This is a genomic window from Soonwooa sp. (assembly GCF_032062245.1).
GTDB lineage: Bacteria > Bacteroidota > Bacteroidia > Flavobacteriales > Weeksellaceae > Soonwooa.
The window spans coordinates 194,758-221,586 of record NZ_DAMBQF010000002.1 but is presented as its reverse complement, the minus strand read 5'-3'; the positions used below and the strand labels follow the sequence as shown (position 1 = coordinate 221,586).

Annotated in this window: 23 protein-coding genes and 1 riboswitch; of the genes, 11 read left to right on the top strand and 12 right to left on the bottom strand. The window is 35.3% G+C overall.

All coding sequences use genetic code 11. From position 1 onward, the window contains the following. Positions 1–195 precede the first annotated feature (195 nt). Positions 196–1,545, top strand: coding sequence for a DNA repair protein RadA (gene radA, locus RT037_RS02785; RefSeq protein WP_313027999.1), 1,350 nt, complete (start codon positions 196–198; stop codon positions 1,543–1,545). Positions 1,546–1,677: 132 nt separating this feature from the next. On the opposite strand, the gene RT037_RS02780 is transcribed toward radA, so the two are convergent. From RT037_RS02780 to RT037_RS02765, 4 genes are read right to left on the bottom strand one after another with little or no spacing between them, the layout of a single operon-like run. Beyond that, positions 1,678–3,945, bottom strand: coding sequence for a DUF5074 domain-containing protein (locus RT037_RS02780; RefSeq protein ID WP_313027998.1), 2,268 nt, complete (start codon positions 3,943–3,945; stop codon positions 1,678–1,680). Between the two features lie 31 nt (positions 3,946–3,976). Beyond that, positions 3,977–5,230: a cell surface protein gene (locus RT037_RS02775; RefSeq protein ID WP_312321531.1), complete on the bottom strand. Its 1,254-nt coding sequence runs from the start codon at positions 5,228–5,230 to the stop codon at positions 3,977–3,979. A gap of 13 nt (positions 5,231–5,243) precedes the next feature. Beyond that, positions 5,244–6,380 (bottom strand): DUF5074 domain-containing protein, encoded by a 1,137-nt coding sequence (locus RT037_RS02770; RefSeq protein ID WP_312321532.1) that lies wholly within the window; start codon positions 6,378–6,380, stop codon positions 5,244–5,246. Then, positions 6,377–8,401: a TonB-dependent receptor domain-containing protein gene (locus tag RT037_RS02765; RefSeq protein WP_313027994.1), complete on the bottom strand. Its 2,025-nt coding sequence runs from the start codon at positions 8,399–8,401 to the stop codon at positions 6,377–6,379. Before RT037_RS02765 ends, RT037_RS02770 begins: the two co-directional genes overlap by 4 nt. Positions 8,402–8,508: 107 nt before the next feature. After that, positions 8,509–8,693: riboswitch (cobalamin riboswitch) on the bottom strand. Between the two features lie 192 nt (positions 8,694–8,885). On the opposite strand from RT037_RS02765, the gene RT037_RS02760 reads away from it, so the two are divergent. Continuing rightward, positions 8,886–9,458, top strand: coding sequence for an ACP phosphodiesterase (locus tag RT037_RS02760; protein ID WP_313027991.1), 573 nt, complete (start codon positions 8,886–8,888; stop codon positions 9,456–9,458). Here RT037_RS02760 and RT037_RS02755 read toward each other — a convergent pair. From RT037_RS02755 to RT037_RS02730, 6 genes are all read right to left on the bottom strand, one after another. Next, complete coding sequence (locus tag RT037_RS02755) at positions 9,455–9,958, bottom strand: DinB family protein (protein ID WP_312324740.1); 504 nt, start codon at positions 9,956–9,958, stop codon at positions 9,455–9,457. The genes RT037_RS02760 and RT037_RS02755 overlap by 4 nt on opposite strands. A 35-nt stretch (positions 9,959–9,993) precedes the next feature. Next, entirely contained in the window at positions 9,994–10,434 is a 441-nt protein-coding gene (locus tag RT037_RS02750; RefSeq protein WP_313027989.1) for a GNAT family N-acetyltransferase, read from the bottom strand. 1 nt (position 10,435) lies between these two features. Further along, entirely contained in the window at positions 10,436–10,756 is a 321-nt protein-coding gene (locus tag RT037_RS02745) for a barstar family protein (RefSeq protein WP_313027988.1), read from the bottom strand. Between the two features lie 140 nt (positions 10,757–10,896). Continuing rightward, on the bottom strand, positions 10,897–11,448 hold the full coding sequence (locus RT037_RS02740) for a ribonuclease domain-containing protein (protein ID WP_312324801.1): 552 nt from the start codon (positions 11,446–11,448) through the stop codon (positions 10,897–10,899). A gap of 9 nt (positions 11,449–11,457) precedes the next feature. Continuing rightward, positions 11,458–12,249 carry an NAD(+) synthase gene (nadE, locus tag RT037_RS02735; RefSeq protein ID WP_313027985.1) on the bottom strand — a complete coding sequence of 264 codons (792 nt, stop codon included), beginning with the start codon at positions 12,247–12,249 and terminating at the stop codon, positions 11,458–11,460. 21 nt (positions 12,250–12,270) lie between these two features. Beyond that, on the bottom strand, positions 12,271–12,801 hold the full coding sequence (locus RT037_RS02730) for a GNAT family N-acetyltransferase (RefSeq protein ID WP_313027983.1): 531 nt from the start codon (positions 12,799–12,801) through the stop codon (positions 12,271–12,273). Positions 12,802–12,914: 113 nt separating this feature from the next. Here RT037_RS02730 and RT037_RS02725 point away from each other — a divergent pair, with 113 nt between their 5' ends. The 3 genes from RT037_RS02725 (at position 12,915) to RT037_RS02715 (ending at position 15,496) form a co-directional block, all read left to right on the top strand. Next, the gene (locus tag RT037_RS02725) at positions 12,915–13,910 is read left to right on the top strand and encodes a gliding motility protein GldB (RefSeq protein ID WP_313027981.1); all 996 of its coding nucleotides are present in this window, start codon (positions 12,915–12,917) and stop codon (positions 13,908–13,910) included. Between the two features lie 10 nt (positions 13,911–13,920). After that, a complete protein-coding gene (gene gldC, locus RT037_RS02720) occupies positions 13,921–14,244 on the top strand; it encodes a gliding motility protein GldC (protein WP_312322149.1) in 324 nt (107 codons plus the stop codon). A 91-nt stretch (positions 14,245–14,335) separates the two neighbouring features. Beyond that, complete coding sequence (locus RT037_RS02715; protein WP_312322154.1) at positions 14,336–15,496, top strand: cystathionine gamma-synthase; 1,161 nt, start codon at positions 14,336–14,338, stop codon at positions 15,494–15,496. 171 nt (positions 15,497–15,667) lie between these two features. Here the strand turns inward: RT037_RS02715 and RT037_RS02710 are convergent, their stop codons facing one another. Continuing rightward, entirely contained in the window at positions 15,668–16,888 is a 1,221-nt protein-coding gene (locus RT037_RS02710; RefSeq protein WP_313027979.1) for a Vmc-like lipoprotein signal peptide domain-containing protein, read from the bottom strand. A gap of 30 nt (positions 16,889–16,918) precedes the next feature. Further along, a complete protein-coding gene (locus tag RT037_RS02705; RefSeq protein ID WP_313027977.1) occupies positions 16,919–19,363 on the bottom strand; it encodes a TonB-dependent receptor domain-containing protein in 2,445 nt (814 codons plus the stop codon). A gap of 282 nt (positions 19,364–19,645) precedes the next feature. On the opposite strand from RT037_RS02705, the gene RT037_RS02700 reads away from it, so the two are divergent. The 6 genes from RT037_RS02700 (at position 19,646) to RT037_RS02675 (ending at position 26,775) form a co-directional block, all read left to right on the top strand. Next, the gene (locus RT037_RS02700) at positions 19,646–20,200 is read left to right on the top strand and encodes an L-threonylcarbamoyladenylate synthase (protein WP_409529539.1); all 555 of its coding nucleotides are present in this window, start codon (positions 19,646–19,648) and stop codon (positions 20,198–20,200) included. Between the two features lie 321 nt (positions 20,201–20,521). Continuing rightward, on the top strand, positions 20,522–21,946 hold the full coding sequence (locus RT037_RS02695) for a CCA tRNA nucleotidyltransferase (protein WP_313027975.1): 1,425 nt from the start codon (positions 20,522–20,524) through the stop codon (positions 21,944–21,946). 97 nt (positions 21,947–22,043) lie between these two features. Next, positions 22,044–22,838: a thymidylate synthase gene (locus tag RT037_RS02690; protein ID WP_313027974.1), complete on the top strand. Its 795-nt coding sequence runs from the start codon at positions 22,044–22,046 to the stop codon at positions 22,836–22,838. A gap of 1 nt (position 22,839) precedes the next feature. Next, a complete protein-coding gene (locus RT037_RS02685; protein WP_313027972.1) occupies positions 22,840–23,436 on the top strand; it encodes a hypothetical protein in 597 nt (198 codons plus the stop codon). 191 nt (positions 23,437–23,627) lie between these two features. Further along, entirely contained in the window at positions 23,628–24,251 is a 624-nt protein-coding gene (locus tag RT037_RS02680; RefSeq protein WP_313027970.1) for a DUF2306 domain-containing protein, read from the top strand. 10 nt (positions 24,252–24,261) lie between these two features. Beyond that, positions 24,262–26,775: a M1 family metallopeptidase gene (locus RT037_RS02675; RefSeq protein WP_313027968.1), complete on the top strand. Its 2,514-nt coding sequence runs from the start codon at positions 24,262–24,264 to the stop codon at positions 26,773–26,775. Positions 26,776–26,829: the final 54 nt, after the last annotated feature.

Sequence of the window (26,829 nt, the reverse complement as noted above, 5' to 3'; positions counted from 1 at the left end):
ATTAAAAATTTTAACCTGAAAAATTTGCAGATTAACATAGAACATCGGGGCTAGAATAAGAAATAATAATTTAATTTTACAAATAATAGAAAAATTCTCAGTCAAAAACCAAAAAAGTTTAAAATCATCAATCGCCAACATTTATCAGTTTTCAAAAGCTATGGCTTTTTCAAAAAAAATCAAGAAATTAGCAGAATGGCAAAACTCAAAACCGTCTACTTCTGTCAAAACTGTGGCACGCAATTCCCAAAATGGTTAGGACAATGCACCAACTGTGGCGAATGGAATACACTCGTAGAAGAAGTTGTCGAAAAATCATCGACTTCCAAAAACTATTCTGGCGACAAGAAGCAACATATCATCAACATTATCGAAGTTAATGCGCAAGAAGAACCGCGCATTGCAACACCTAGCGAAGAGCTCAACAGAGTTTTGGGCGGCGGAATTGTCTTAGGATCAGTAACACTTATCGGTGGCGAACCAGGGATTGGGAAGTCAACTTTGCTGTTACAATTAGCCTTGAAGATGCGCAAAAAAGTTTTCTATGTTTCGGGGGAAGAAAGCGCTTCGCAAATCAAAATGCGGGCGGACAGATTAACCGACTTACAAAACCCAGAATGTTATCTTTTTACAGAAACGTCGGTGGACAAAATCCTGCACGAAGCCAAAAAATTAAAACCCGATTTCATCATTATCGATTCGATTCAGACTTTGCATTCTAGTTTGATAGAGAGTTCGCCGGGGACAGTTTCTCAGATTAGAGAATGCTCTGGAGAAATTATAAAATTTGCGAAAGAGACCAGCACACCAGTATTTTTGGTAGGTCACATTACGAAAGATGGACAAATTGCGGGACCTAAAGTGCTAGAACACATGGTCGATGTTGTCCTTAATTTTGATGGCGATAGGAATCACCTTTTCCGATTATTACGCGCCAACAAAAACCGTTTTGGATCCACCGCAGAAATCGGAATCTACGAGATGATTTCTCAAGGTTTAAAAGAAATTAAAAACCCATCCGAAATATTAATCACCAAAAAGTTCGAAGAACTTTCTGGCAACGCCGTAGCGGTGACTTTGGAAGGCAATCGTCCGATGTTATTAGAAATTCAGGCTTTGGTGAGCACCGCAGTCTATGGTACGCCACAACGTAGTTCGACTGGTTTTGATGCCAAACGATTGAATATGCTTTTAGCAGTTTTAGAAAAAAGAGCAGGTTTTCAATTGGGTGCGAAAGATGTTTTCCTCAACATTACAGGCGGAATAAAAACCGACGACCCAGCTTTAGATTTGGCGGTCATAGCTTCTATCCTTTCGTCTAATGAAGATTTTGCGATTTCGGAGAAGTATTGTTTTGCTGGAGAAATTGGTTTGAGCGGCGAAATTCGTCCGATTCCACAAGCTGAACAACGCATTTCGGAAGCGGAAAAATTAGGTTACGAAAAGATTTTTGTTTCCAACCTTAACAAAATTCCGAAGCGTAAATTTGGGATTAAAATAGAAGAAGTCGGGAAAATAGAAGATTTCCACGAACGATTGTTTTAGGTTTTATTTTAAATTGAAACTAAAAAATATTTAATAAAAAAGCTTCTTCACAAAGTTTGAAATTTTTTAATTAAACTAAAAAAGCTGCCCAAATATTGAGCAGCTTTCATTATTTAAAAGAAAAATATCAAATTAGTTTTTAACTAATTTTTTCTGATAAGATGCTTTGTCCGTTGTAATTTTAAGAACATAAACACCTTTTGCAAGACTTCTTACATCCAATTGATTATTCAACAATGGCAATTCTACACGTTTTCCTGATAAGTCATATACTTCAACATTTGTTACTTTATCCGTAGATTTTAAACTAACAAAATCCGTCACTGGATTTGGATAAATTTGAAGATCAACTTTAGAAACGTGATCAGTCGCTAAGGTCGAAGAAGAAATCGTCATGGTATGATCTAGAACTTTTCCGTTTGAGTTAAAACTAAGTGTCAACGTCGCTGTCCCTGATGTAATCGGCGTAATAACCAACTCATCATTTTCATTAATTTCCGCCGAAATAATTGCGTTTTTACTAATAGATTTAATACTTACAACAACGTTTGCGCCGATATTATCCTGATCTGTTACTTTATTTTTAAGATCAACTGTCGTAACAGAATTCACCGTCAAACTACTTGGTACATTGCTATCTAAAATTGGTTCAAAAACGTCTGGGAATACCGTCATTGCAGGGAACCAATAGTAATCGTTAAGCGTTTGCGTTTTGATTAATGCGCCCGTTGTATCATAAGTATGAATCCAGTTTTTTTGATAATGCGCACCGTAACCACTTTCTGTAGTATTCAGAATTAATTTATCAGAAACTGGGTCAACTCGTAATGCAGCACCATAAGGAATTTGTTTGTAAGTCCCCGTCTGTCCTGGGATTGCTGCAAAGTTTTCATTAAAAGTTTTAGTTGTAACGTCGAATTTTACAATCTGTGTTCCAGACGCCCATTCACTTTTAGAATTAATCCAATACAAAGCATTTTGTTGTGTACTTGCTGAAAAGCTTCCTGCATTCCAAGCGCCCCATGACGCAATGTATTTTGTTGTCGGAATAGCGTATTCTGTCGTTGCAAAAGTTGTTGGATTAATATTAACCAACTTTTGATTCTGAATCGCCCAAACACTTCCATCTTTAGCCTGTGCAACCGAATGGAAAGATCCTGGAATGGTTGTTTTTAAAGTATGCGTTTTAGGATCGATGATTAAAACACCACCATTTTGTTTAACCACAAAAACATACTGAGAAGTTCTTATCATATTTCCTATTTGGCCAGAATAAGTGGCACCACCACCAGTACCAGCAATCAAATCACCAACTTTCATATTTGCAATATCAAACAAGAAAACACCATTAGCAGCACCAATATAACCAGTATTTTGATCAACGCCGACAAAGGATCTTCCATCGCCACCGCCGATATTATCGAAACTTGCAATCTTCTCCATAGTTTTTGCATTAGCAACGACTAATCTTCCACCAGGTGTGTATTGCGTATCTCCTCCGTCCGACTCTTGTTTAGAAATAAAATAAAATTTATCGCCATAGATGGTACCATATTGTGTTGTTGCACCGAAAGCTTGGTTATTATTTTTTTCGCTGTAAACACGATAATAAACTTGATCATTTTCGCCAACAAAGTTAACCGAACCATTGGTATGCCCAAACCACTCTTCGTTCACCATAAAGAATCCTTTGGTAAAATCTGCTTGTGAAGAATATACAGAAACTGGCGTGAAAGTGCTTGAAATTTCTTGAGGATTCATATCGACATTGTAATTCCATAAATCCCAAGAACCATTTACCAACTGACGACTCGTCGCTCCAAGACCAGAATATCCAAAATCATCCGTCGCCGAATCTTTAACCCAATAAGACCAATAGCCTTGGTACCAACCAGATTGCCAGTGATCATTAGCATCAACAGCTTTGTAGTCGTCAAAATCATAAGCTGTAGTATTAATAATACCATCCAAAGGATAAAGCGGATATGTTGTATTGTTGTTTTTGTACAAACCAATTGTTCCTTTACCATCTAGGTCAAAGCCCATACCACCAATTGCTGAACCGTATTGAGTCCCCTGATAAAGCAATGTATAAAAACGTTTGTCAACTTTTGCAATGGCTTTTATCATATCTTCGCCAGTTGCATTACCATCCCAACGGAATCCCCAAACGAGAGCATCAGGATTTTTTTGATCATTCCACTGGATGGCTAACACCGCTTTGTTAGATCCAGTCCCAACCCAATAGACAACGTCGTCCATTGTAAAATTGCTATTCTTAGATTGTTTTTTCGACATTATGTTTTTGACCTCCGATCGAGGAACGCCTTGCACTGTAACTTGAGCATTAACAGAAAATGCAAAAAGAAACAGCAAAAAGAAAAGATACATCTTTCTCATAAGTACTGATTTTTATTGTTTGTTTTTAATTTTATTTAAAATGTAAGTTATAAGCTCCTGCCACTTCTGTCGAAACTTCGCCTAGCCAACCAGCTTCTTGATTGATACCTGTATATACTTTCACGAAATCGATACCCGGAAGTTTAACATAGTTTCCATACTTATCAACCGCCCAAGAGATATCGATATTGGACGCATCATCATTATTTGGTGCGTTGTCAGCATAACCATACGCATAAGATTTACCAACCCAATAGGTGCCTGTGCCGCTTTGATCATAGAAGTTATCCTTAAGGCGAGTTCCTTTTAAAGAATAAGACATTTCTGAAAACCATAAAGGATAATAGCTTTGCGCATGGAAGGTATTTCGAGTTTTAAAACCAGAAACACCTCGGTTATCTTGCCATTTGATATACTGTGTGTCGGTCTGCCAGAACTCAGTGCCAGGAACGGGCACTTTATTTTCATCTGGTTTGAAGTAAGTAATTTCGTAATTTTTAGTAGTAGTATCTTTAAAATACTCGCTACCTGCAATCTCATACCACTCATCTTCATCGGGTTTTCCATTTTTATTTCGATCGTAGGCCACCATGATAATGCCAGGTTCGCAAGAGCCAGCTCTTTCTTCGATTGCTTCATTTCCCCAAAAAGCATTTCCTAGAATTTTGAAATCTCGTCCATCGTAATTCGGAATGGTATGATCAAAACCAAAAACCACATATCCTCCAAAGCCGCCCAAAGTCACCATGGTCGAATTACCACCAACCAAAGATTCTTTGGCTTTTTTAATCATTTTCTCTTGAGTGTCTCCAATGGCATACTCTGGAATTTCGTTAATGAATTGACCAACCGCAGGTCGATAATCGAAAACATCAGCAATATATTTACTATAGGATTTCAATTCCTTATTGACGATAATTTGGGATGTATATTTTTTAGAAACACCATTCGTTTCGGCAGTTAAAGTCAACGCATAATTCTTGGCATACCGCGAAATAAACTCGAGTTTGGGTACATCTTTAGCAATGATGGAATCATAAACCACTTCCTTGTTATCAACTATTTTCTTGGCACTAATGCTCCAAGTAAGTTTTGAATTCAAACCTAATTTTGAATCGATATCCAAAACGCGATAACGACTAACCGAATATTGATCGTCCAAAGTTTTTCCTGGTAGACTTACTCCGTTATCAACTTCTTCACGATCCGACTTACAAGCGACAAGTCCAATTAGCAGGCTGCTTGCAAAACCTAAAGTCAAAATTTTTATAGAATTTTTTCTCATAATACATTAGATGTTATTTGTACAGAAAAACAAAATGCGCAGGGATATTTCCGGCTTCTGTTTTCCATTTGAATTTTCCATTTTTATCAAAACAATACACAAAACCCATCGATACATAATTGCGAGCATCCGTCATATAGATATCTTCCGTAATAGGATTTACTGCAATACCATAAGGCGTTTTTATAGCGTCGGCATAAGTAGGTTCGATGATGTTTTTAGAAATAATTTGTTCGGTTTTAACATCGATAATTCCGAAAGATTTGGTGTAGGTGTGCGTGTTGTAATTAAACTCGTTACCATAATAATAGAGTTTGTCATTAACAATCTTCATTTCGCTGACAGCCACGCCAAAATCTTTTTTAACCTGTCCAGAAACAGGATCAAGCAAATACAAACTCGATGGAATTGTGTAATAATCGCCACGAGAACTCACGTACAAATCGCCGTAATTATCTTTTTCGATATGGTGAAGATTAATCGCAACATCTATTTTTCTTAATTCTTTAAATGTCGTTAAATCCACTTCCGATAAGGTTTTGTCATAATTCGGAAAACGATAACCACCTGAATTGGCGACATAAAGTTTATTACCGATAATTTGCATTTCCTCTGGTTGATAACCAACAGTCACCTCTCTTGTAATCGCCAAAGAAAGCGTGTCTATCTCAGCGACTTTACCAATCGGCGCATTGGGATCTAACACGACTGGACCTGCATAACTGCTTGCATAAGCCTTCCCATCTTTGAAAGCCATATAACGACAGTTCTGAAGTTTAATCGTTTTAATACGTTTGGCAGTCTTCGCATCGAGAACTTCAATTTTATTGGAAACATTGACCACGACATACATTTTGCTGCCGTAGATTTTAATATCGTTACCCACATCACCCAATTCTTTAACCACTTCGGGATTAATATCAGCATAGATATTTCGGTGATACGTTCCCGTTGCATAGTCGAAGTAATCCAAAGTGGATTTATTACTTCCCATATTGCCTTCATTTAAAAGATAAAAACCTTTGATAGCGGTATTTTGAGGTGGTTCTAAACCAGATTCTACTTCGGGGCGCACAATAACATCATCCGTTCGACAAGAGAAAATCAACAATAAAAGTGAAAATAAAAAATAGATTTTTAGATGTTTCATAAGGTGTAATTTAGGATGAGACGGAAACTTCTGCCAGGCATCGGAAAATTGATAACCACGTCATAATACTGATTGAAAATATTGTTCATCTCCACACTTGCTTTAAACTGATGCTGCTTCCATCGGAAAATCTTTTGCACCGACAAATCGTGTGTATACCAAGGTTGCACATAGTTGTACTGAATATTATCTTGGTTAACATCATAACGCTCGCCAACATACATTGTACTGTAGTTAAAACTCCAGTCTTTATAATCCGCCATCATCGTAAAAGTCCCACTGTGCCACGGCGTATACGGAATTTGATTTTTATAAAATGTATCCTCAGGATCGCTAGCATCCTGCGCGTTTTGATACGTGTAAGAAAGCAATGGTCTTAGTTTTACATTTCCAATTTTGAAAGTGGATTGTAGGTTAACGTCAACACCTCGGATCTCTACACGACCAAGATTCATCATCAACCAACGGAACATACTGCCATTAGGCGCAGCTACAATTTTGTCCTGAACTTCATTATAATAGCCGTCAACTTTTAAATAAAATTCTTGAAAAACATCATTTTTAAAACGTTTATGATAGGTAAAACCAAGGTCATATTGCGTGGTATATTCAGGTTTCAGATAGGTATTCCCAATGTTGGTGTAATACAAATCATTAAACGTTGGCATTCTAAAAATCCGTTTGTAGAAAGTTCTTAACGTTAAATCTTTAGTATTGAAGGGCTGATAAGCAGCATAGAAAGCAGGCGTCCACTCTCGTCGGTCTGGAGATTTCGCATTTTTCTCAACATTTTCGTGCACGAAAGTTCCTAGAAGACTTCCCATAAAACGCAGTCGATTCCATTGATAAGTCGACGCTAAAGCCACCAAATTGGTATAACGTGTAGGGTATGAAAAGTTGATTAAATTGGCATCTAAATTATTAAACTGGAAATCACCATTTAAGCTGATATCCCAACTCGGTGTAATCGTGTAGATGTTAGAAGAACTAACGTAAACTTCACGTTGGATGTAAGAATTCTCGAATCTGATCACATATTCTGTACGCACCGTGTCCGCATAATACGTGTAATCGTAAGCGAACTTGGCTTTAAGTTGGGTTTCGAATTTTGGAAAAAGTTTCTTTCTAAAAGTGCCTTGCACAAAGTAATTGTCATCCGTCATCCTAGAACCACGAGCACCAAATCTACCGTTAACAATGGCCGCAGGAATGCCACGGTTAGAGTTATAGGCGTAACCACGAATATTCCAAGTTCCGTTACGGATTATTCCATTTATTGTGGTTTCAAAACGTTTGGCTTTAATATCCGAATCTTGTCTTTTTGCAATCGTGTCATACGCAATCGCGCCATCTGGATATCTTTTGAAATAGCGAAAATTATACACGCCATCACTTTCCAAATATTCAGAACTAAAACTAAACGCAATTTTGTCTGACAATTTTTGCTCTAGCCTAAAAGAAGGATTAAATAATTGTATCGTGCCATTTTTGAGACGAATAGAAAGATTTGTTTTTTTGTTTCCAGTAAACGAAGGTGTTTTGGTTTGAAGATAAATAGCACTTGCAGAAGCAAAATCCTTTGCCGGTTGGAAGATTTCACTTTTTTGACCATTATATAAGGAAATACCTTCGAGATCATCTAAAGAATAACGCCCCAAATCGACCAAACCATTTTGTGCATTTCCGAGCTGGATACCATCATAAAAAACGCCAACATGTTGGCTTCCCAAACTTCGTACATTAATAGTTTTTAGACCACCAACGCCGCCATAATCTTTGATCTGGACTCCCGAAAAATAACGTAAAGCATCCGCAACCGATTGACTGCTCAAGCGTTGCAAGTCTTCTCCACTTAAGGTTTGTGCAGGAATTACATCTTTCAAATCGCGTTTGAAAAGAATAACTTCCGTGATTTCTTTTTTGGAAATACTATCTTTACTCTGTCCAAAAACTAAAGACATCACAAAAAAAGCCACAAGAAATGCCGCTTGAAAAACCGATAAAAAAAGTCGTGTCACCATTAGCTCATTTAGAATAATGATGACGCTAATGGAAAATAAGAATACAAAGCAACAGCGCAAAAACTGCACAGTAACTTCGTTGTTCTAGGCTTTATTCCACGAAAGCGTCAAACGTTAAACATACTGGCAGGTCTTCTGACTTACTTCATTTTTGGAATCCTTCCCATTCTAAGAACAGTGGATATTGTTACCAAAAACCTTGCGTGAAGCTTACAGCAGCGGGTCTGTCTGGGATTTTCACCCAGTTCCCTTTTAAAGCTTTTTATAGCTCACCAGTTTTGCAAAAGTATTAAATTTTTATTAAACAAGAAAGCCTTTTTCGTTAAAGTCCAAAATCACAAATAATTTTCCTAATTTTTAAATTATTCTAGAAAAATTTATCTAATGTAATAACATTTGCTTTGTACAAAAACAGCATTTAAAAGAAATAAATTACTTAAATTGTATTTACTTTTATAACACAAAAAATCGCACAAACATTATAATGAATTATCTTGCACACTCCTATTTATCCTTTACTGACGGGCAACTTGTCGGGAATATGATTGCAGATTTCATCAAAAATAATGAGCGCGAAAATTTCCCTTTAGAAATTCAAAAAGGCATCAAACTACATCGCGCCATTGATAGTTTCACCGATACACATCCAGCAATTTCGCAAGCAAAAAAAGTATTTAGTCCTTTGGTAAGGCTTTATGCAGGGGCTTTTGTTGATGTTGCGTTCGATTATTTTGTGGCGCACTCTATTTCGGATGGAGCACTTTTTGAACATTCCCAAAAAGTCTACAAAACACTTTGGCAATATGAAGAATGGCTTCCAGAAAATTTTAAAATTATGCTCAAAAAAATGGAAGAAGACAATTGGTTGTACAATTATCGCGAAGATTGGGGCATCAAATTTAGCACGAAAAATGTCCTCAACAAAGCCAAATATTTGGAAAAAGACATTCCCGTTTTTGAAGCATTTTTGAGCCATAAAAAAGAAATCGGAAAAGAATTTGAGATTTTCTTTCCCGATATTAAATCTTATCTCGATACTTTGGATTTAAAAATTTAAAGCTTCGACAAATATCTTTCTTCGATAATATTAAGATGATGAATATTGTGACCAACAATCAGTTTTCCGATAGTTTCAACACTTAAAGCATTGCCGTTGGCTGCACCTTTTAGCTGCAAAACTTCTTCTGACAAATCATCAAAAAATAAGATACTTCCTTTTCTGACAAAAGAAAATTCGTCGATGAGGTTTTCCAGGCTTCTATCATTTGCATGAGAATTTTTAGCCCAAAGTTCTTCATCAAAACCTGGCAATTCTGTTTGATCTTGCCTTGCAAAAGTCATGGCACGATACGCAAATACTTTCTCGGTATCTATTAAATGTTGTAATAATTCTTTGAGTGTCCACTTGCCATTGTCATAAGCAAAAAGTCCTTGTTCCTCAGTCAAATCACTGAAAATACCAAAAGTTTTTCCGCCCGAAGTGTCTAGAGCATCAATCCATTCTTCATCTGGAACCAAATCCAAATAACGTTGGATGTATTTTTCGAAATCTGTCATAGTTATAGTTTTTGAATATTATTTAAAGATAACAATTATTCGTTAACCCATTCGAAAAAATTAACTTCATCATATTTTTTGAAGCCACAGGAAGGATATAATTGGTTACCAATTTCGTTTTGCTTACCTGTTTCCAGCAACATTCCACATGCATTTGTATCGCGACAAAGCTCTTTGGCTGCTTCTAGTAGAGCTTTAGAATAAGATCTTCCTCTGTAATTTTCATCGACAAATAAATCGTTTAGCAACCAATATCGCTGCATTCTTGTAGACGAAAAAATAGGAAATAATTGTACAAAACCTACCAAATTATTCTCGAATTCCGCAACAAAAATTTCGGATTCTTTATTTTTTATTCTTTCTGTTAAAAAGCTTTTTGCAGCTTCGATATCCGAGTTTTTATGATAAAATATTCGATAGCTGTCAAATAATTTTGACAGAGCATCCAAGTCTTTTATATCAACTTTTCTAATCATCTTAATCTGTTAAATCGTCTTCTGAATCGGCATCTTCGTCATCTTCGAATTGCTCCAAATAATATGAAAACGTAAAGCCTTCAACCTCTTCTTCTGCATCTTCCAAAGTTGTTAAAAGGTCTTCAAAAGTCTCCAATTGATCAACTGTCATATTGACAAATTCGATATGAAGAGGCATTTCTAAATCGCCCGAAATAACGTCGTACAAAGCATCTAGATTATCTCCAAAATAATCAGGAAGCGTTAATTTAGTTTTTAATTGAGCATAAAAATCTTCGTAGTCTCCCAAATCTACAAAGTCGATATATATTGTTTTTTCCATAGTATTAAAATTTCCAATGTTTTGTTTTTAAATTCCTACCAATGATTGAATTAAAATTTTAACTTCTTTCTTGTCAAGTTTTGAAACTTCTTTCTCTTTTTGGCAAGAAAATAAAACCAACACGACAATTAACCATCGCATTATTGTTCTTGAAAAGTTTTGTAATGATCGGTTGTTACGAAGATTAAACCATCGTTGCTAAAAACAACTCTGTCAGCATTTCGACGTCCACAATTGTAGTTGAGATCGGCTTCGTAATAGTTACGTCCTTTTTGCGTTGGCAGATTTTTTTCACGGTTCGTGAATTTGTCTCCGCCGATAGCTCTTCCTGGCAAAACATCACAAAGATTTCCTTTGCTAGCTTCCCAACCAGAAGATTTTGCTGCTTTCTTAGTGATATAATAATCAGGAAGTTTTTGATGCGTTTTAAGATAAGCTACAACAACCGATTGTTTTGTCAGCTCATCAATTGATTGTCCGCTATAATTATTAGAAGACTTTTTGTTATCGTTTTCAGTTCCTTTTTGGGGATTTTTTTCTTGATTAAAATCTGAATTTTGACGATTAGCATTTGTCGTAATTTCAGTGTCTACAGCTTTGTCAGATTTTGGTGGATTAATGACATACATCACCGCAATACCCGCCAAGGCGCCAAAAAAGAAGAATAAAAAGGTTTTAAGTTTTGGATTCATTAAAAAAAATTAAGATTTATACTCCTCTGGAATATCACAAATTGGGATGGGATTAACCTTGTGCAAGGTTGCACGATGCATCTTTTGATACTTTTCGAAGACTTCACGTTGTCTTCCTTCAAAATGATCAGGTGTTAAACTTTGATCTTGCTCCATCGCCCACTCCAGTTCTGGATAAGTTGCACCAATCTGCTGCTCGTCGGTTCTTTCACCGTCCCAAAGACCGTCCGTTGGTATCGCTTTTTGGATACTTTCGATAATGTCAAGATGCCTCGCTAACTCATAGATTTGTGTTTTGTACAAATCAGCAATTGGCGAAATATCAACACCGCCATCGCCATATTTTGTGAAAAATCCGACACCAAAATCTTCAACTTTGTTCCCAGTTCCTGTTACCAAAAGTCCATGAATTTGTCCATAATAATACAACGTCAACATCCTAAGTCGCGAACGAGAATTGGCTAAAGCCAATTGCTCTGCTGGGAAATCTTGGTCTTTAACATCAACCGTTTTTTGGAACGTATCAAATGTCGGCGTCAAATCCACACGAAAACTTTCAACATTAGAAAATTTTGATTTTAGATCTTCGATGTGATCTTGCGCACGATTGACTTGATCTTCTTTTTGACGAATTGGCATTTCTAACAACAAAACTTTAAGACCAGTTTTTGCAGCCAACATCGACACAATGGCAGAATCTATCCCGCCAGAAACGCCGACTACAAAGCCTTTCATCCCAGAATTTTGTGCGTAATCTTTCAGCCAGTTAACAATATGATTAATTATTTTTTCGGATTGCATTTTATTTATTTTATTTAAATTTTAATTCGGTTTCGAAGTCATTTCATACCAAAAACAATTGCCATCAGGTTCTGTAAAAGTTCCAGTTTTAGTAAAACCTAATTTGGTAAGAACATGATTGGAAGCACCATTTTCGGAATGTGCGTAAGCGTAAAGATTTTTAAGTTTCATCTCATCAAAAAACTTATCAACAAAGGCTTTTCCTGTTTCGGAAGCGTAACCTTTCCCCCAAGTTTCGGGAAGAAAACGATAACCCAATTCGTAAAAATCTTTGAAACCATTAATTTCGGAATCGTTAAATTTTAATCCACTCCAACCCACTAACAGTCCAGATTCTTTTTCTACAACAGCAAATCTGCCAATGCCAAAACGCTGATATTGATTACGAATCATCTCTATAACTTTCACAGATTCTTCTTGCGCGGTTAAAGCAGGCATCCCGATGTACTTCATAACTTCTGGATTACTGTCCAAAAGATACAGTCTATCAGCATCTTGCAATTCTAAAGGTCTTAAAATTAATCTTTCGGTTTCGAAGGTGTTGAGCAACATTAAAATTCTTATTTTTGTGGTTTCAAATTCTTGAGTAAAATTAAAGATTATTTTCTAGCCTACTTTAGAGAAAATTTGATTTTTAAAAGAAAGTTTACAAAAGTATCTAAAAAATGAAAAAACTTATAGTAAGTCTATCGATAATCGCTTGTCTGTTTGGTCTTAACTCTTGTAAAAAAGATGCTGAAAAACCGCAATGGGAACAGGAAGTTAAAAACCCGATACAGAAAATTGATTTGGTGGACATTTCGGAAAAGTTATACGACCCGAATGTGAGTATGGAAGATTTTAAGAAAGATTTTCCGTGGTTCCAAGGGACGGTTCCAGACAATGTTTTTGTAGAACGCAGAAAAGATCCTGAGGAAATAAAAATCTATAAAGACGCCATTTCGAAAATTGATAAGGCTAAACTTAATAAAGATTTAGCTGCACTTTTTTCGCATATTAAAACGTATTTCCCGAACTTTAAAGCGCCAAAAGTTTTCCTGTATTCAACCGCAGTTTATTACGAAAGTATGCTGGCTCCTATTTTTTATAAACCCGAAGAAAACTATCTATTCATAGATGTTTCGGCTTTTATGGGAATGGATAACAAAGCTTACAACGGTATCGATAAGTATATTCAAAAATCAATGAATCCTAGTAATATCGTCCCAAAAGTGTCAATGTCTTTTGCTGAACAAATGGTGCCGAGAAAACCGACGGAATCAAAATTTATTGATGAATTGGTATACAATGGGAAAATCCAGATTTTGCAAGATATTTTCTTACCTGAAACGCCTGATTTTTTAAAAATAAATTACACCAAAGAACAGGAAGAATGGAACATTGCAAACGAATTTAACATTTGGAATTACTTTGTTGAAAACGATTATCTCTTTAAATCTGATCCCGAATTGGCTGGACGATTTATCCAACCAGGACCATTTTCTAAATTCTATACAGAAATCGATAAAGATAGTTCGCCACAAGTTGGTGTGTGGACGGGATGGCAAATCTGTAGAGAATATTTAGCGAAAAATCCAAATGTCAAAATCCCTGAATTTTTAAACAAAAACGCCACCGATATCTTTAACGGATCTGGCTACAAACCAAAAGAAATTAAATAAATTACATACAATGAGAAAGACCCAAATAACTATAAATGTGGAACTTGACGAAAACCACGTTCCCGAAAAAATGACTTGGAATGCTGAAGATGGGGGCATTAATGCGCAAGAAACTAAAGCAACGATGATTTCGGTTTGGGATGACAACGCAAAGGAAGCACTTCGTATCGATCTTTGGACGAAGGATATGCAAGTAGACCACATGAAGCAGTTTTTTCACCAGATTTTGGTGTCGTTAGGTCACACTTATCAACGTGCAACTGGCGAAGATGATGTAGCAGAATGGCTAGGTGAAGTCGCTGAAGAATTTGCAGTGAAGTCAGCAATTAAGTAGTTTAGATTAAGGATTAAGGATTAAGGATTAAAGATTTGTATTTTTAGTTTTTAGCAAAATTAATTCATAATTCATAATCGATTTTAAAATAATAAAAAATAAAAAAAATATGAAATTCAATACAAAAGTGATCCACGGTGGACAACAACACGAGCCACACACAGGATCTGTTAATGTACCCGTATTTTTAACATCAACATTTGCGCAAAAAAGTCCAGGTCAACTAAAAGCTGGCTACGAATATTCTAGAGGTGCAAACCCAACACGTCAAGCTTTGGAAGATGCTTTGGCTTCTATCGAAAATGGTGCAAGAGGTTTAACTTTCGGATCAGGATTGGCTGCGATTGATTGTGTTCTAAAATTACTAAGTCCTGGTGACGAAGTGATTGCAGTTGACGACCTTTATGGTGGAACTTACAGAATGTTCACAAGATTATTTGACAAATATCAGATTAAATTCAGTTTTGTAAACTTTGACGAAGTTGATACGATTAAAGATGTAATCACAGACAAAACAAAATTGATTTGGTTAGAAACACCAACCAATCCTTTGATGAAATTGGTGGATATAAAAGCGGTAACTGATTTAGTAAAAGGAAAAAATATTTTGGTAGCTGTTGACAATACATTTGCGACACCTTACATCCAAAGACCAATTGATCTTGGTGCTGACATCGTAATGCATTCTGCGACTAAATATCTAGGTGGACACTCTGACGTTGTTGCTGGTGCTTTGGTTGCAAAAACACCTGAGTTGGGCGAACAGCTTCACTTTATCCAATTTGCAAGTGGCGGGATTTTGGGTCCACATGACTCTTATTTGGTATTAAGAGGGATCAAAACTTTATCTCTTAGAATGCAACGTCACAGCGAAAACGGTGTTAAAGTCGCTGAGTTTTTAGAAAATCATCCTGCGATTGATAAAGTATTCTATCCAGGATCAAAAAATCATCCACAATACGAATTGGCTAAAAAACAAATGGCAGAATTCGGAGGTATGGTTTCTTTCACTTTTAAATCAGGTAAAAAGGAAGATGCTATTAAGTTTTTAGAAAATCTAAAAGTTTTCACATTGGCTGAATCTCTTGGTGGTGTAGAATCTCTTGCAAATCATCCTGCGTTAATGACACATGCTTCTATCCCAGCGGAGAAACGTGCAGAACTTGGCATCACAGATGATTTGGTAAGATTAAGTGCTGGTATCGAAGATATCGAAGATCTTATCGCTGATCTTGAGCAAGCTCTGAAGTAGGTTTTGGTTGATGGTTGATGGTTGATGGTTGATGGTCAAAATTAATCTTTTAATCGTTTAATCGTTTAATTAAAAAAATAAAATCCCGAATCAAATAAATGATTCGGGATTTGTTTTAAAGTAATATGAAGAAAAAAAAGCTTTTGTGTTTAATTTCTAAAATACGTTGGATTAGTTACCAGCATCAGCTACGTCAAAACTATTAAGTCCAGTCCATCCTTTTGCCCACTCTGGCAATGCAGTACCGTTACCAGCACCTCTAGCATCAGCACTCTTTGTGAAAGCTTTAGATAAATCTGGATTTGGGTTAGCTGTTGTTGCTTTCGCTTTCCATTCTGTACCAACATTTACAAAACGTACATTGTTAATTTTTGTACCGCTATTGAACCAAGTATAAGTTCTATCCGTTTCGAAATCTAAACCTGTTTGAAAGTTTGCGATAACGATATTATCAAAACTACCTTGAGATCCTGCTCTGATTTTCATACCTTGAGATTCTGCACCTGCAGTATTTCCGATGAAAGTAGCATTTTTAACTGTTGGGTTAGATACACCACCATTAGCACCATTAGTTGTGTTAGGATCTGTATCTTGGCTATCTGCTTCGATACCTCTGTTACCTGGCTCAACTGCACCCATAAATGCTTTCATTCTTGCAGCATAAAGATAATCTACAGTACCACTCCAGCTTTCTGTCCAGTCAAAAGAATCGTCTCCAACTCCTGTTACTACAATGTGATCAACATTAACGTTACCACCAAACATCTCTACACCATCATCAGCACCATTAGTTACATATACATAAGAAACTGTTGTTCCGCTACCAACACCAAATAATGAAAGACCGTTAAATTCTTTCTCTGGGTTGTATTTATAACCTGAATCTTTAATAACTACATACTTAATAACACCTGAGTTATCAGCTTTATCTGTTCCTCCGTATGTTAAATCTCCTAATTCTGAAGTTGAAGTTCCAGCAGCACTTCTGTTAGATGGTGCATTACCTAAAACTACGATACCTCCCCAATGTCCTTGCTTATGTGCTGTACCTTCGAATACAACTGGCTTAGCAGCAGAACCATTGATGAAAATTTTAGCTCCTCTTTCTACGACTAGATAATTAGCACCTTCAGCTACTTTAATCTGTGTACCTTCAGGGATTGTAAGAGAAGCTCCCGCTTTAACTGCAACTTTACCTGTAATGGTATATACTTTAGCTGGATCTAATGTTACATTTTTTGTAATATCACCTTTAAAGTTATTTGCATCGATACCAGAGTTATCAATTACTACTGGATCATCATTGTTCTTATCATTACAAGATACCACTACTGCTGTTGTAGACGCTACTAATGATAAACCAAGAATAGCTTTTAAAAATGTTTTTTTCATTTTACTTAGATTTTAAATATTTACTTTTAATTATTTTGAAAATTTGTATGTTAAACTAAGGCCAACTTGACGACCTCTCGTATAATCTTTATGGATGAAAGTTCCGGCATCATTAATCTGTTCAATTTTAGAATGCGGATTTAGTAGATTTTTGCCGCTAATCCCGATACCTATTTGTTTTAGCGAAAAATTGATATTAACATCTAAGATATCTTTTGCAAGCTCATAGAAGTCACCAACTTTGTTAGTACCGATAGAGTAAAGATTTTTACCTATACGAGAGTAAGAAACAACTAGATCAAGAGTATTATCGCCACCCCACTTATAATTATATCCAACATTAGCATTAGCTAAGAATTTTGCAACACCTTGCACATCATTTTCTAATTTGCTGAACTGTGCAGTTTTTCCGTTGTTTTCTTTAGCTAGTTCGGTTTCATTTTTTAGCTCTTGTTTCGACTGCATAAATGTTCCGTTCACAAAAGCATAAATTTTTGATTTGTCCCAACTAAAGATATCCTTTCTAATTTCTGCTTCAGCACCATAGATATAACCCCAATTTGCAATATTGAAAAATGTCATATCACTTGGAGAAGCAGAAGAATATGTACTTCTACCGATTGGGTTTTGGATGTACTTACCAAAAGCTGTCAAAGAGATTATCTCTCCAGTTTTCGGGAAAAACTCCCATTTAAGATCCGCATTATAATTATCTGAAGGATACAAATATGGATTACCATATACGTTAGCAGTTACATCATAATAAGCAATCGGGATCAGCTCTTTTGGTTGAGGTAATGTATAGGTTTTAGAAGCTGAGAATCTCAAGTTTTGTCGATCATTTATGCTATATTTAGCATTAAGTGCTGGCAAAAACTTATTGTATTGTTTTTTTCTTGTACTGTCATCTAAGATGTCTTTCCAAGCCATATCAAAATCAATATAGTCGAATCTTCCACCGATTTGCAAAGTAAATTTATCTGACAAATTCATATCAAAGTTTGCAAAACCAGACTGGATATTTCTTTTGATAGAATAATTACTTTTTTGAATATTATAAATAAATAAACTATTATTATAAGCATTAATGAAGGCATCAATATCTTGATAATTAACAGGTACTGAGGTTGTGAAGTTCATCCCCAAAGTTGTTTGGTTAAACTGTCTATCCTTGTATGACCCATCATAACCGACAACCAATTTATAATTTTGGTTAAACTTTTTAGTTAAATAAAGATGTCCTAGATAGGTTTTATCTTTTAACTCATCAAAATATCTGTGATTACTAATTGCACTACTTGCCAAGAATTCGTTAGTCTCTGCATTAATAGTATTCTGCATACGATCTGGTCTTTTGCTATTCATCAGGTTAAATGCTAAAGCCCAATCTAAAGTCCAACTACCATTGATGTTATGATTACCGAAAAGCTGATTAATCCAAGTGTCGGTTAACTTATTATCACCTCTGTTAATAATTACATTTCTATCAACGTCATAAGCATAACCATTGTAGATTTTTGCTTCTTGCTGAGATGAATGTATGTAGTTAGTCGTAAATTTTAATTTATTATTCGCGTTAATTTTATAGTCAACATTCAATAACGCTGTTGTGTTCGTTTTATAATCTGACTTCTCAACGTTATAATCTTTGTTAGCATCACCATTTGCGAAGTAGAAACCTTCTTTTCCGATGCTGTACTCGTAAGAATTATCAAATCCTGCATAACCAAACAACATAAACTTCCCTAGTCTTGCACCACCTTCAAAATCCATACTGGTATTAAAAGGATTCTGAGCGTTTTTAAAATTCCATTTCGTTGTGAAAGGATATTTATCGTAAGGACTTCCTGTTCTATAAGTTGCCTCATTAAAACCGAAAAAACCTGGTCCACCATCTTGCATCTTAAAATTAGCCTTATCAAAAGTCTGAAGATTGATAGAACTTCCTAAACCAACTTTGAAATACGGTTTTCCTACATGTGTTTTAGAAACGATATCAATATTAGCACCACCAAAATCACCAGAAAATCTAGGATTATATACTTTATCCAAAGAAAGATACTCGATCATCGAAGTCTTGAAAATCTCTAAATTTATATTCTTGAATTCTGGATTATCCGAAGGAATTTCAAGACCATTAAGAGTTGTACCATTATAGCGATCTCCTAATCCACGAACAAAGATCTGTCCGCTTCCTTCTTGCTTTTGCGTTCCTGTTGCTTTGGTAACTGCTGTTGCCACGTCGCCAACACCTTGTTTTTCTAATTGTACAGAACCAACTCGTTCTATAACTTCAACAGATTTTCTTTGTAAATTGATAAGGTTAGACTCTTTACCTTTTTTGGTGCTACCTTGGATGATGACACCTTCGATATTTTTTGTAGATTTAACAGTGTCGTTTTTTTGTTGAGCTAATAGCATTGTGGTACTTCCTAATAAGAATAATACGCCGATGCTTAGTTTGTTGATTTTCATTTTTACTTACTTACTTTTTTTCTTCGCTGACAAAGGAACTGAAGTATAGCATGAGAATTCGTATTGAAAGATTTAATTAAATTTTAAAAAAATATTAAGAAATTACACTTTATGTTAAATTAATTTTAACATCTGAATTTTACATAAACTTCCGTTCATTTATAGTTAAATTTGCAGTATCGAAAACCAATTTTGGAAAATACAGTTTTATTAAAAAGCCTATTATTCAATAGTTTATAATTTTAAGCTTTTGTAACATTCCAGATTAATTCATTTTGAATCATGAGCATAGAAAAAGCAATAGAATCTTTACAAAACGGTGGCACAATTCTTTATCCAACTGACACAATTTGGGGCATTGGATGTGACGCAACTAATCCTGAAGCGATAAAAAAAGTATTCGACATCAAACATCGCGACGCGAATAAATCCATGATCATTTTGGTCGAAAACGAAAAGAGACTACAAGATTTTGTGGAAGTTCCGGAGATGGCTTGGGAAATTATCGACCTTTCCGAAAAACCAATTACCATTGTCTACGAATCTGCAAAAGGTCTTCCAAAAGAAGCTTTGGCTGAGGATGGATCTATCGGCATACGATTGATTAAAGATGATTTTTGTAAAAAATTAATTTCTAAACTTAATAAACCAATCGTTTCAACTTCAGCAAATCTTAGTGGTGACAAAAGTCCTCTTAAATTCTCAGATATTTCCCAAGAAATAATAGATGCTGTAGATTATGCAGTGGAAGAAAACCGCGAAAAAATCTCTAAATATTCTGGTTCTTCTGTTATTAAAGTTTGGAAAAACGGACAAATTAAAGTCTTGAGAGAGTAAGTTTTTTAATTAAAAAACTTCAGGCGACACCTACGATGTCGCCTGAAGAAAAAATAAACTATGAAAAAAAACTACTACTTTTTACTACCCAATAAATTTTTGATGAGTTAGCTTTTGTTCGATAAAATATTCACCATATTTATACCAAATAAGAAAATCTGCCATCGTTAACAACCATCATACTAATTAGTTATAGCAATTTGACATATTTGTCAACTTTAAGACAAATTATCTGACAACATGACTTTTTCTTATATAAAAATGACAAATCATAATTAAGGAAAGCCTTATCTTTGCAAGCAAATATTTGCGGAAAGCCTTATGAATGTTAATTTAACTCAGAACAAAAATTTAAAACTATTCAAAATCATTTCGGAAGTTGCCCATCGCAACGGTCAATCTGTCTATATAGTTGGAGGTTATGTTCGAGATTTGTTAATGAAACGCAAGGCGCCAACCGACATCGATTTCGTTACAGAATCTTCGGGAATCGAGCTTGCAGAAAGCATTGCGAAAGAAATTAATCCTAAACTAAAAGTTGCCGTTTTCAAAACTTATGGCACGGCAATGTTCCGTCACAACGACCTTGAGCTCGAATTTGTTGGTGCACGAAAAGAAAGCTACAGCGAAGACAGTCGCAAACCCTTTGTAGAAATCGGCACTTTGGAAGACGACCAAAAACGCCGCGACTTCACGATTAATGCGATGGCAATTTCGCTTAACAAAGATAATTTCGGTGAGTTGATCGATCCTTTTAATGGACTTCAAGATTTAGAACAAAAAATCCTTCGCACGCCGCTAGAACCTTTACAGACTTATTCGGATGATCCGCTTCGTATGATGCGCGCGATTCGCTTTGCATCAACACTTGGATTTAATATCGAAGAAAAATCTTTAGAAGCTATAAAAACTGAGGTTGAAAGAATCCACATCGTTTCTATGGAACGTATTATGGTGGAATTCAACAAAATTATGCTTTCCGAAAAGCCTTCAGTTGGACTCAAATTATTGGAAGAAACTGGACTTCTTCAAATTATCTTACCAGAATTAACAGCATTAAAAGGTATTGAAGATGTTGATGGACAAACGCATAAAGACAACTTTTACCACACTTTAGAAGTGGTTGACAATATTTCTGAAAACACTGACAAATTATGGTTGCGTTGGACAGCATTGTTGCATGACATTGGAAAAGCGCCAACGAAAAAATTTGTTGAAGGAACAGGCTGGACTTTTCATGGACACGAATTTTTGGGTTCCAAAATTGTAAAACATATTTTTAAACGTCTTAAACTTCCTTTGAATCAGGATTTAAAATACGTTGAAAAACTAGTCAGAATGCACGCTCGTCCCATTGCTTTGGTGACGGACAATGCTTCAGATTCTGCACTACGACGACTTTTGTTTGATGCTGGCGAAGATTTAGAGGATTTAATTATTCTTTGCAAATCCGACATTACGACTAAAAGTTATGCAAAACAAACCCGTTTTAAAAAGAACTTTGAATATGTCGCAGAAAAAATAAAAGAGGTTGAAGAAAAAGATCATATCCGCAACTTTCAACCACCAATTTCGGGAGAAGAAATTATGGAAATGTTTGACCTCAAACCTGGTCGCGAAATTGGTATTCTGAAAGAAAAAGTTAAAGAAGCGATTTTAGAAGGTATTATTAGTAATGATAAAAAAGAAGCGCGAAATTTTGTTATCGAAGAAGCGAAAAGCTTAGGCTTGAATTTGGTATCCTAAATCAATTTTTCGTCATTTCTTTTTTTATTAAATTTGAATTTTAATACTTTTAAAATCGGAAAATATTTTTCTGTTTTAAATATAAAATTAAACTCTCATGCAAAACTATTTGGATCTCCTAAAACATATTAAAGACAACGGAACTGACAAAACCGATCGCACCGGAACTGGTACTAGAAGCGTTTTTGGTTATCAATTGCGTTATGATTTGTCGAAAGGTTTTCCGATGGTTACGACGAAAAAAGTTCATCTTAAATCGATAATTTATGAGTTGCTTTGGTTTTTAAAAGGTGACACAAATATTAAATATCTAAAGGATAATGGCGTTTCAATTTGGGACGAATGGGCAGACGAAAATGGAAATCTTGGTCCTGTCTACGGCGCACAATGGAGAAGCTGGGAAGGTGCCAATGGAAAAATTGTTGACCAAATAACTGAAGTGATTGACCAAATCAAAAAAAATCCAGATTCACGTAGACTTATCGTTTCCGCTTGGAATGTTGCTGAAATCCCAAACATGGCTTTAGCGCCTTGTCATGCGATGTTTCAGTTTTATGTGGCGGACGGAAAATTGTCGCTGCAACTTTATCAAAGAAGTGCGGATGTCTTTCTAGGCGTTCCTTTTAATATTGCCAGTTATGCGTTGCTTTTGATGATGGTGGCTCAAGTTTGTGACCTGGAAGTTGGCGATTATGTGCATAGTTTTGGTGACGTCCATATTTACAATAACCATTTTGAGCAAGTTGACAGACAATTGGCGCGCGAACCAAAAGCGCTTCCAACAATGAAATTAAATCCAAACATCAAAAATATTTTTGATTTTGATTTTGAAGATTTCACTTTAGAAAATTACGATCCACATCCAGGAATAAAAGCGCCTGTTGCGATATAGGATGCGAAACTTTATATTTTTAATTTTTATTATTTGTTTTCAAAACTGTGCAAAACAAGAAGTAAAAATTACTGAAAATGAAGAATATCCGCCAGTCTTAGTTGATATTTTAGAACCTAGAACAGGCATTATTGATACGCTTCAAGTTCCAAAATATATAAGATCAGAAGTAGCTACAATTTCGAAATTAAATTATTTTTCAGATGGTATATCTGGTAAAGGTGATGTAGAAGAAGATAAGATACCACCCTATTCTACCTTTATTGAACTTAAAAATAAGGCGTCACGAACGGATTTACAAAAACTGACATCAAATAAAAATGATGTTATTGCTTTCTATGCACATCTAGCTATTTCGGAAAATAGCCCAAATGTTATTCCTAAAGTTTTCTCAAATTTCTTAGAAAAAAACAACAAAATATTTTCAAGAAGAGGTTGTCTGGTTGGAGAAGTAGAAACTTCAGAATTATTCTATGATGAGTTTTCGAAATTTAATCTAAGTCCCGAATTGTCAGCGGAAATATCAAAAATTGCGCTACAACATAGAAATACAACAAAATATGTCTTCACATTAGAAAAACGAAAAAAATCTAATTGATAATTGAATTGAGCCCACGGTTTTAAGCGTGGGCTTTTTGTATATTTAATAAAAATCTTCCTATCAAAAATTTGATGATTTTCTAAAACTAAATGGACTACAAATTGTCGAATAAATAACATTTTTTTATAATAGTATTTTGTAACAATTTATCATCTTTGAGCACTTATTTAATAACAATTCAATAAAGAATGAAAAAAACATTCTTCATCATTTTTGCTGTTTTCTGTGTGTTAATCGGACTTTATCCTTTGATTTATGTTTTCCTAGATCGAAGTTTTGGACTACTTCGGTTTAAAGATCAAGAAGTTTTACAAAATCTATTTTGGAATATTGGTTTCTACACGCACATCATCTTTGGAGGACTTTCGTTATTAATTGGTTGGATACAATTTGTTCCAAAATGGAGAAATAAAAATCTAAGTTTCCATCGAAAAGTGGGGGAACTTTATATGATTTTTGTATTCTTAAGCTCGTTGGCTGGGATCGGAATTGCGACACTATCAACAGGCGGAATTAGCACTGCAATTGGATTTTCTTCTCTAGGCATCGTTTTGTTTTTAGCAACATTTTTAGCATTTACTTCTATTAAAAAAAGGAACTTAGTAATGCATCAAAAAATGATGATTTACAGTTATGCAGCCTGCTTTTCTGCGGTTACATTAAGAATTTATTTGCCATTACTACAAAGGATTTTTCAAGATTTTATCATCGCTTATCGCAACGTTGCGTGGTTATGTTGGATTCCAAATATTATCTTTGCTTATATTATCACTAAAAATATTAAAACATCGACTTTAGATGTTATTAAATAGTAGAACTCTTATGAAAAAAATCGTCATATCTTCATTATTGTTAGGCGCTTTATTTAATTCTAATTTAGCTTTTGCGCAAACAGATTATTCGGGGCGAGAAAAAGTCTATCGTGCGACACATACCAAAATGACAGAATTAAAACACACCAAATTAAAAGTTAGTTTCGACTACGAGAAAGAACAGCTTCATGGTGAAGAATGGTTGACTGCATCACCTTACTTTACGCCGACAGATTCTTTGGTTCTTAATGCAAAAGCCATGTTGATCCACGAAGTTGCTTTGGACAAAAACGGATCAAAACAAGCACTTAAATACGATTACAAAAACGATATTTTAAAAATAAATCTTGACAAAACTTATCAAAAAAATCAAAATTACACGGTCTACATCAAATATACAGCGCGTCCGAACGAAGTAACGCAAAAAGGAAGTGCTGCAATTAACGATGCAAAGGGTTTGTACTTCATCAACGCTCAAGGAAAAGATCCTGACAAACCAACGCAAATCTGGACGCAAGGCGAAACCGAATCTTCTTCAGCTTGGTTCCCAACCATTGATAAAACCAACCAAAAAACAACTCAGGAAATCTACATGACGGTTCCTGATAAATACGTTACGTTATCGAACGGACTTTTGAAAAGTTCAACAAAAGAAGCTAACAACATGCGAACCGATTATTGGGTAATGGACAAAAAACATTCGCCTTATCTATTCTTTATGGGCGTTGGCGATTTTGCAGTTATTAAAGATAAATGGAAAAATATTCCTGTAAATTACTATGTAGAAAAGGAATACGAGCCTTATGCTAAACAGATTTTTGGAAACACACCAGAAATGATGGAGTTCTTTTCGAACAAGTTAAATTATCCTTATCCGTGGGCAAAATATGATCAAATGGCTGGACGCGATTATGTTTCTGGTGCGATGGAAAATACGACAGCGACTTTACACGGCGAAGCTTCTCAACAAAAACCTGGCGACCTAATTGACGAAAACCGTTGGGAAGACACCATTGCACACGAACTGTTCCACCATTGGTTTGGTGATTTGGTAACAGCCGTAAGTTGGAGCAATTTAACAGTTAATGAAAGTTTTGCTGACTACTCCGAATATCTTTGGAACGAGCATAAATACGGTAAAGACGAAGCCGATTACAAATTAATAAAATCACTTCAAGCTTATAAAATGAATCCTGCCAACTTCACGAAGAATTTGGTTCGATTCGATTATGATTCTAGAGAAGATGTTTTCGATTCCGTAACTTATAACAAAGGTGGTGGCATTCTTCACATGTTAAGAAATTATTTGGGTGACGATGCTTTTTTTGCAGGATTAAATGATTATCTTAAAACCTACGAATACGGAAATGCCGAAGCGCATCAATTGCGTTTGTCTTTCGAAAAAGCTTCAGGAAAAGACCTTAACTGGTTTTTCAACCAATGGTATTTCGGCGCTGGACATCCAAAACTTAGCATCAATTACACTTACGAACCTGTTAAAAAACAAGTGAATGTTGCCGTAACACAAACACAATCTGGTGCTTATTTTCAGTTTCCGTTAGCGATTGATGTTTACGAAAATGGTATTCCGAAGCGTTATAATGTTTGGGCAGATGCGAAAGCTAGTCAAAGTTTTACATTTAATTTTGCACAACAACCCAACTTAGTGAACGTTAATGCAGATCAAGTGCTTTTAACTGAAATAAATGATAACAAAACTGCGGATCAATATTTAGTTCAATACACAAAAGCAAAAGAATTTAAAAGTAGATATCTTGCTGTAGAATTTGCAAAAGAAAATATTGATAAAAATACTTCTGTTTTAAAAATATTAACAGCCGCACTTAAAGATTCTTCACATAGAATCAGAATTCTAGCACTTTCAGCCATTGACTTATCAAAGCCTGAACAAGCTAAACTTCTTCTAAAAGACGTTGAAAATATTGCTCAAAACGATCCTAAAACTTTAGCTCAAGCAGCGGCAATTTCGGCACTTTCTAAAACGAAAGACAAAAAGTATGTTAGTATTTATGAAAAAGGAATTTCTGCGGTTTCCAATTCAGTTAAAGGAAATTCTATCGCAGCTTTAGCAGATATCGAGCCTCAGAAAACTGTTGCATTAATGCAGAAAATTGATTTATCAAATGCTTCTGAAGATCTAATCAACAAATTGATGCCGATTATCGTTAAAAATAAAATCGAATCGCAAATGGAAAATATTGGTGGTCAAGTTTTATTTTATCCTTTTATTAAATTCCAAGATGCAGAGCTTGGCGCTGTTGCCGAAGAAGGTTTTAACTGGATTATGAATTCTGATAATACGAAAGCAACCAAAGCGATGACCAAAGTTATGGGACAAGCAAAAAGTGAGATTTCTGCAAATCCACAGGCAAAAATGATATTGGTACAAATCATGAAAGAAGGCTTAAATAAGAAGATGCAACTTCTAAAACAAAATCCTCAAAGCCAAAGTCTTCATGAACAAATTGACGCGATTAATAAAGCGATTGAAGATTATAAATAACATTTTCAAAAATTATTATTAAAAACAAAATCCCGCGAAACTTCGTTTCGCGGG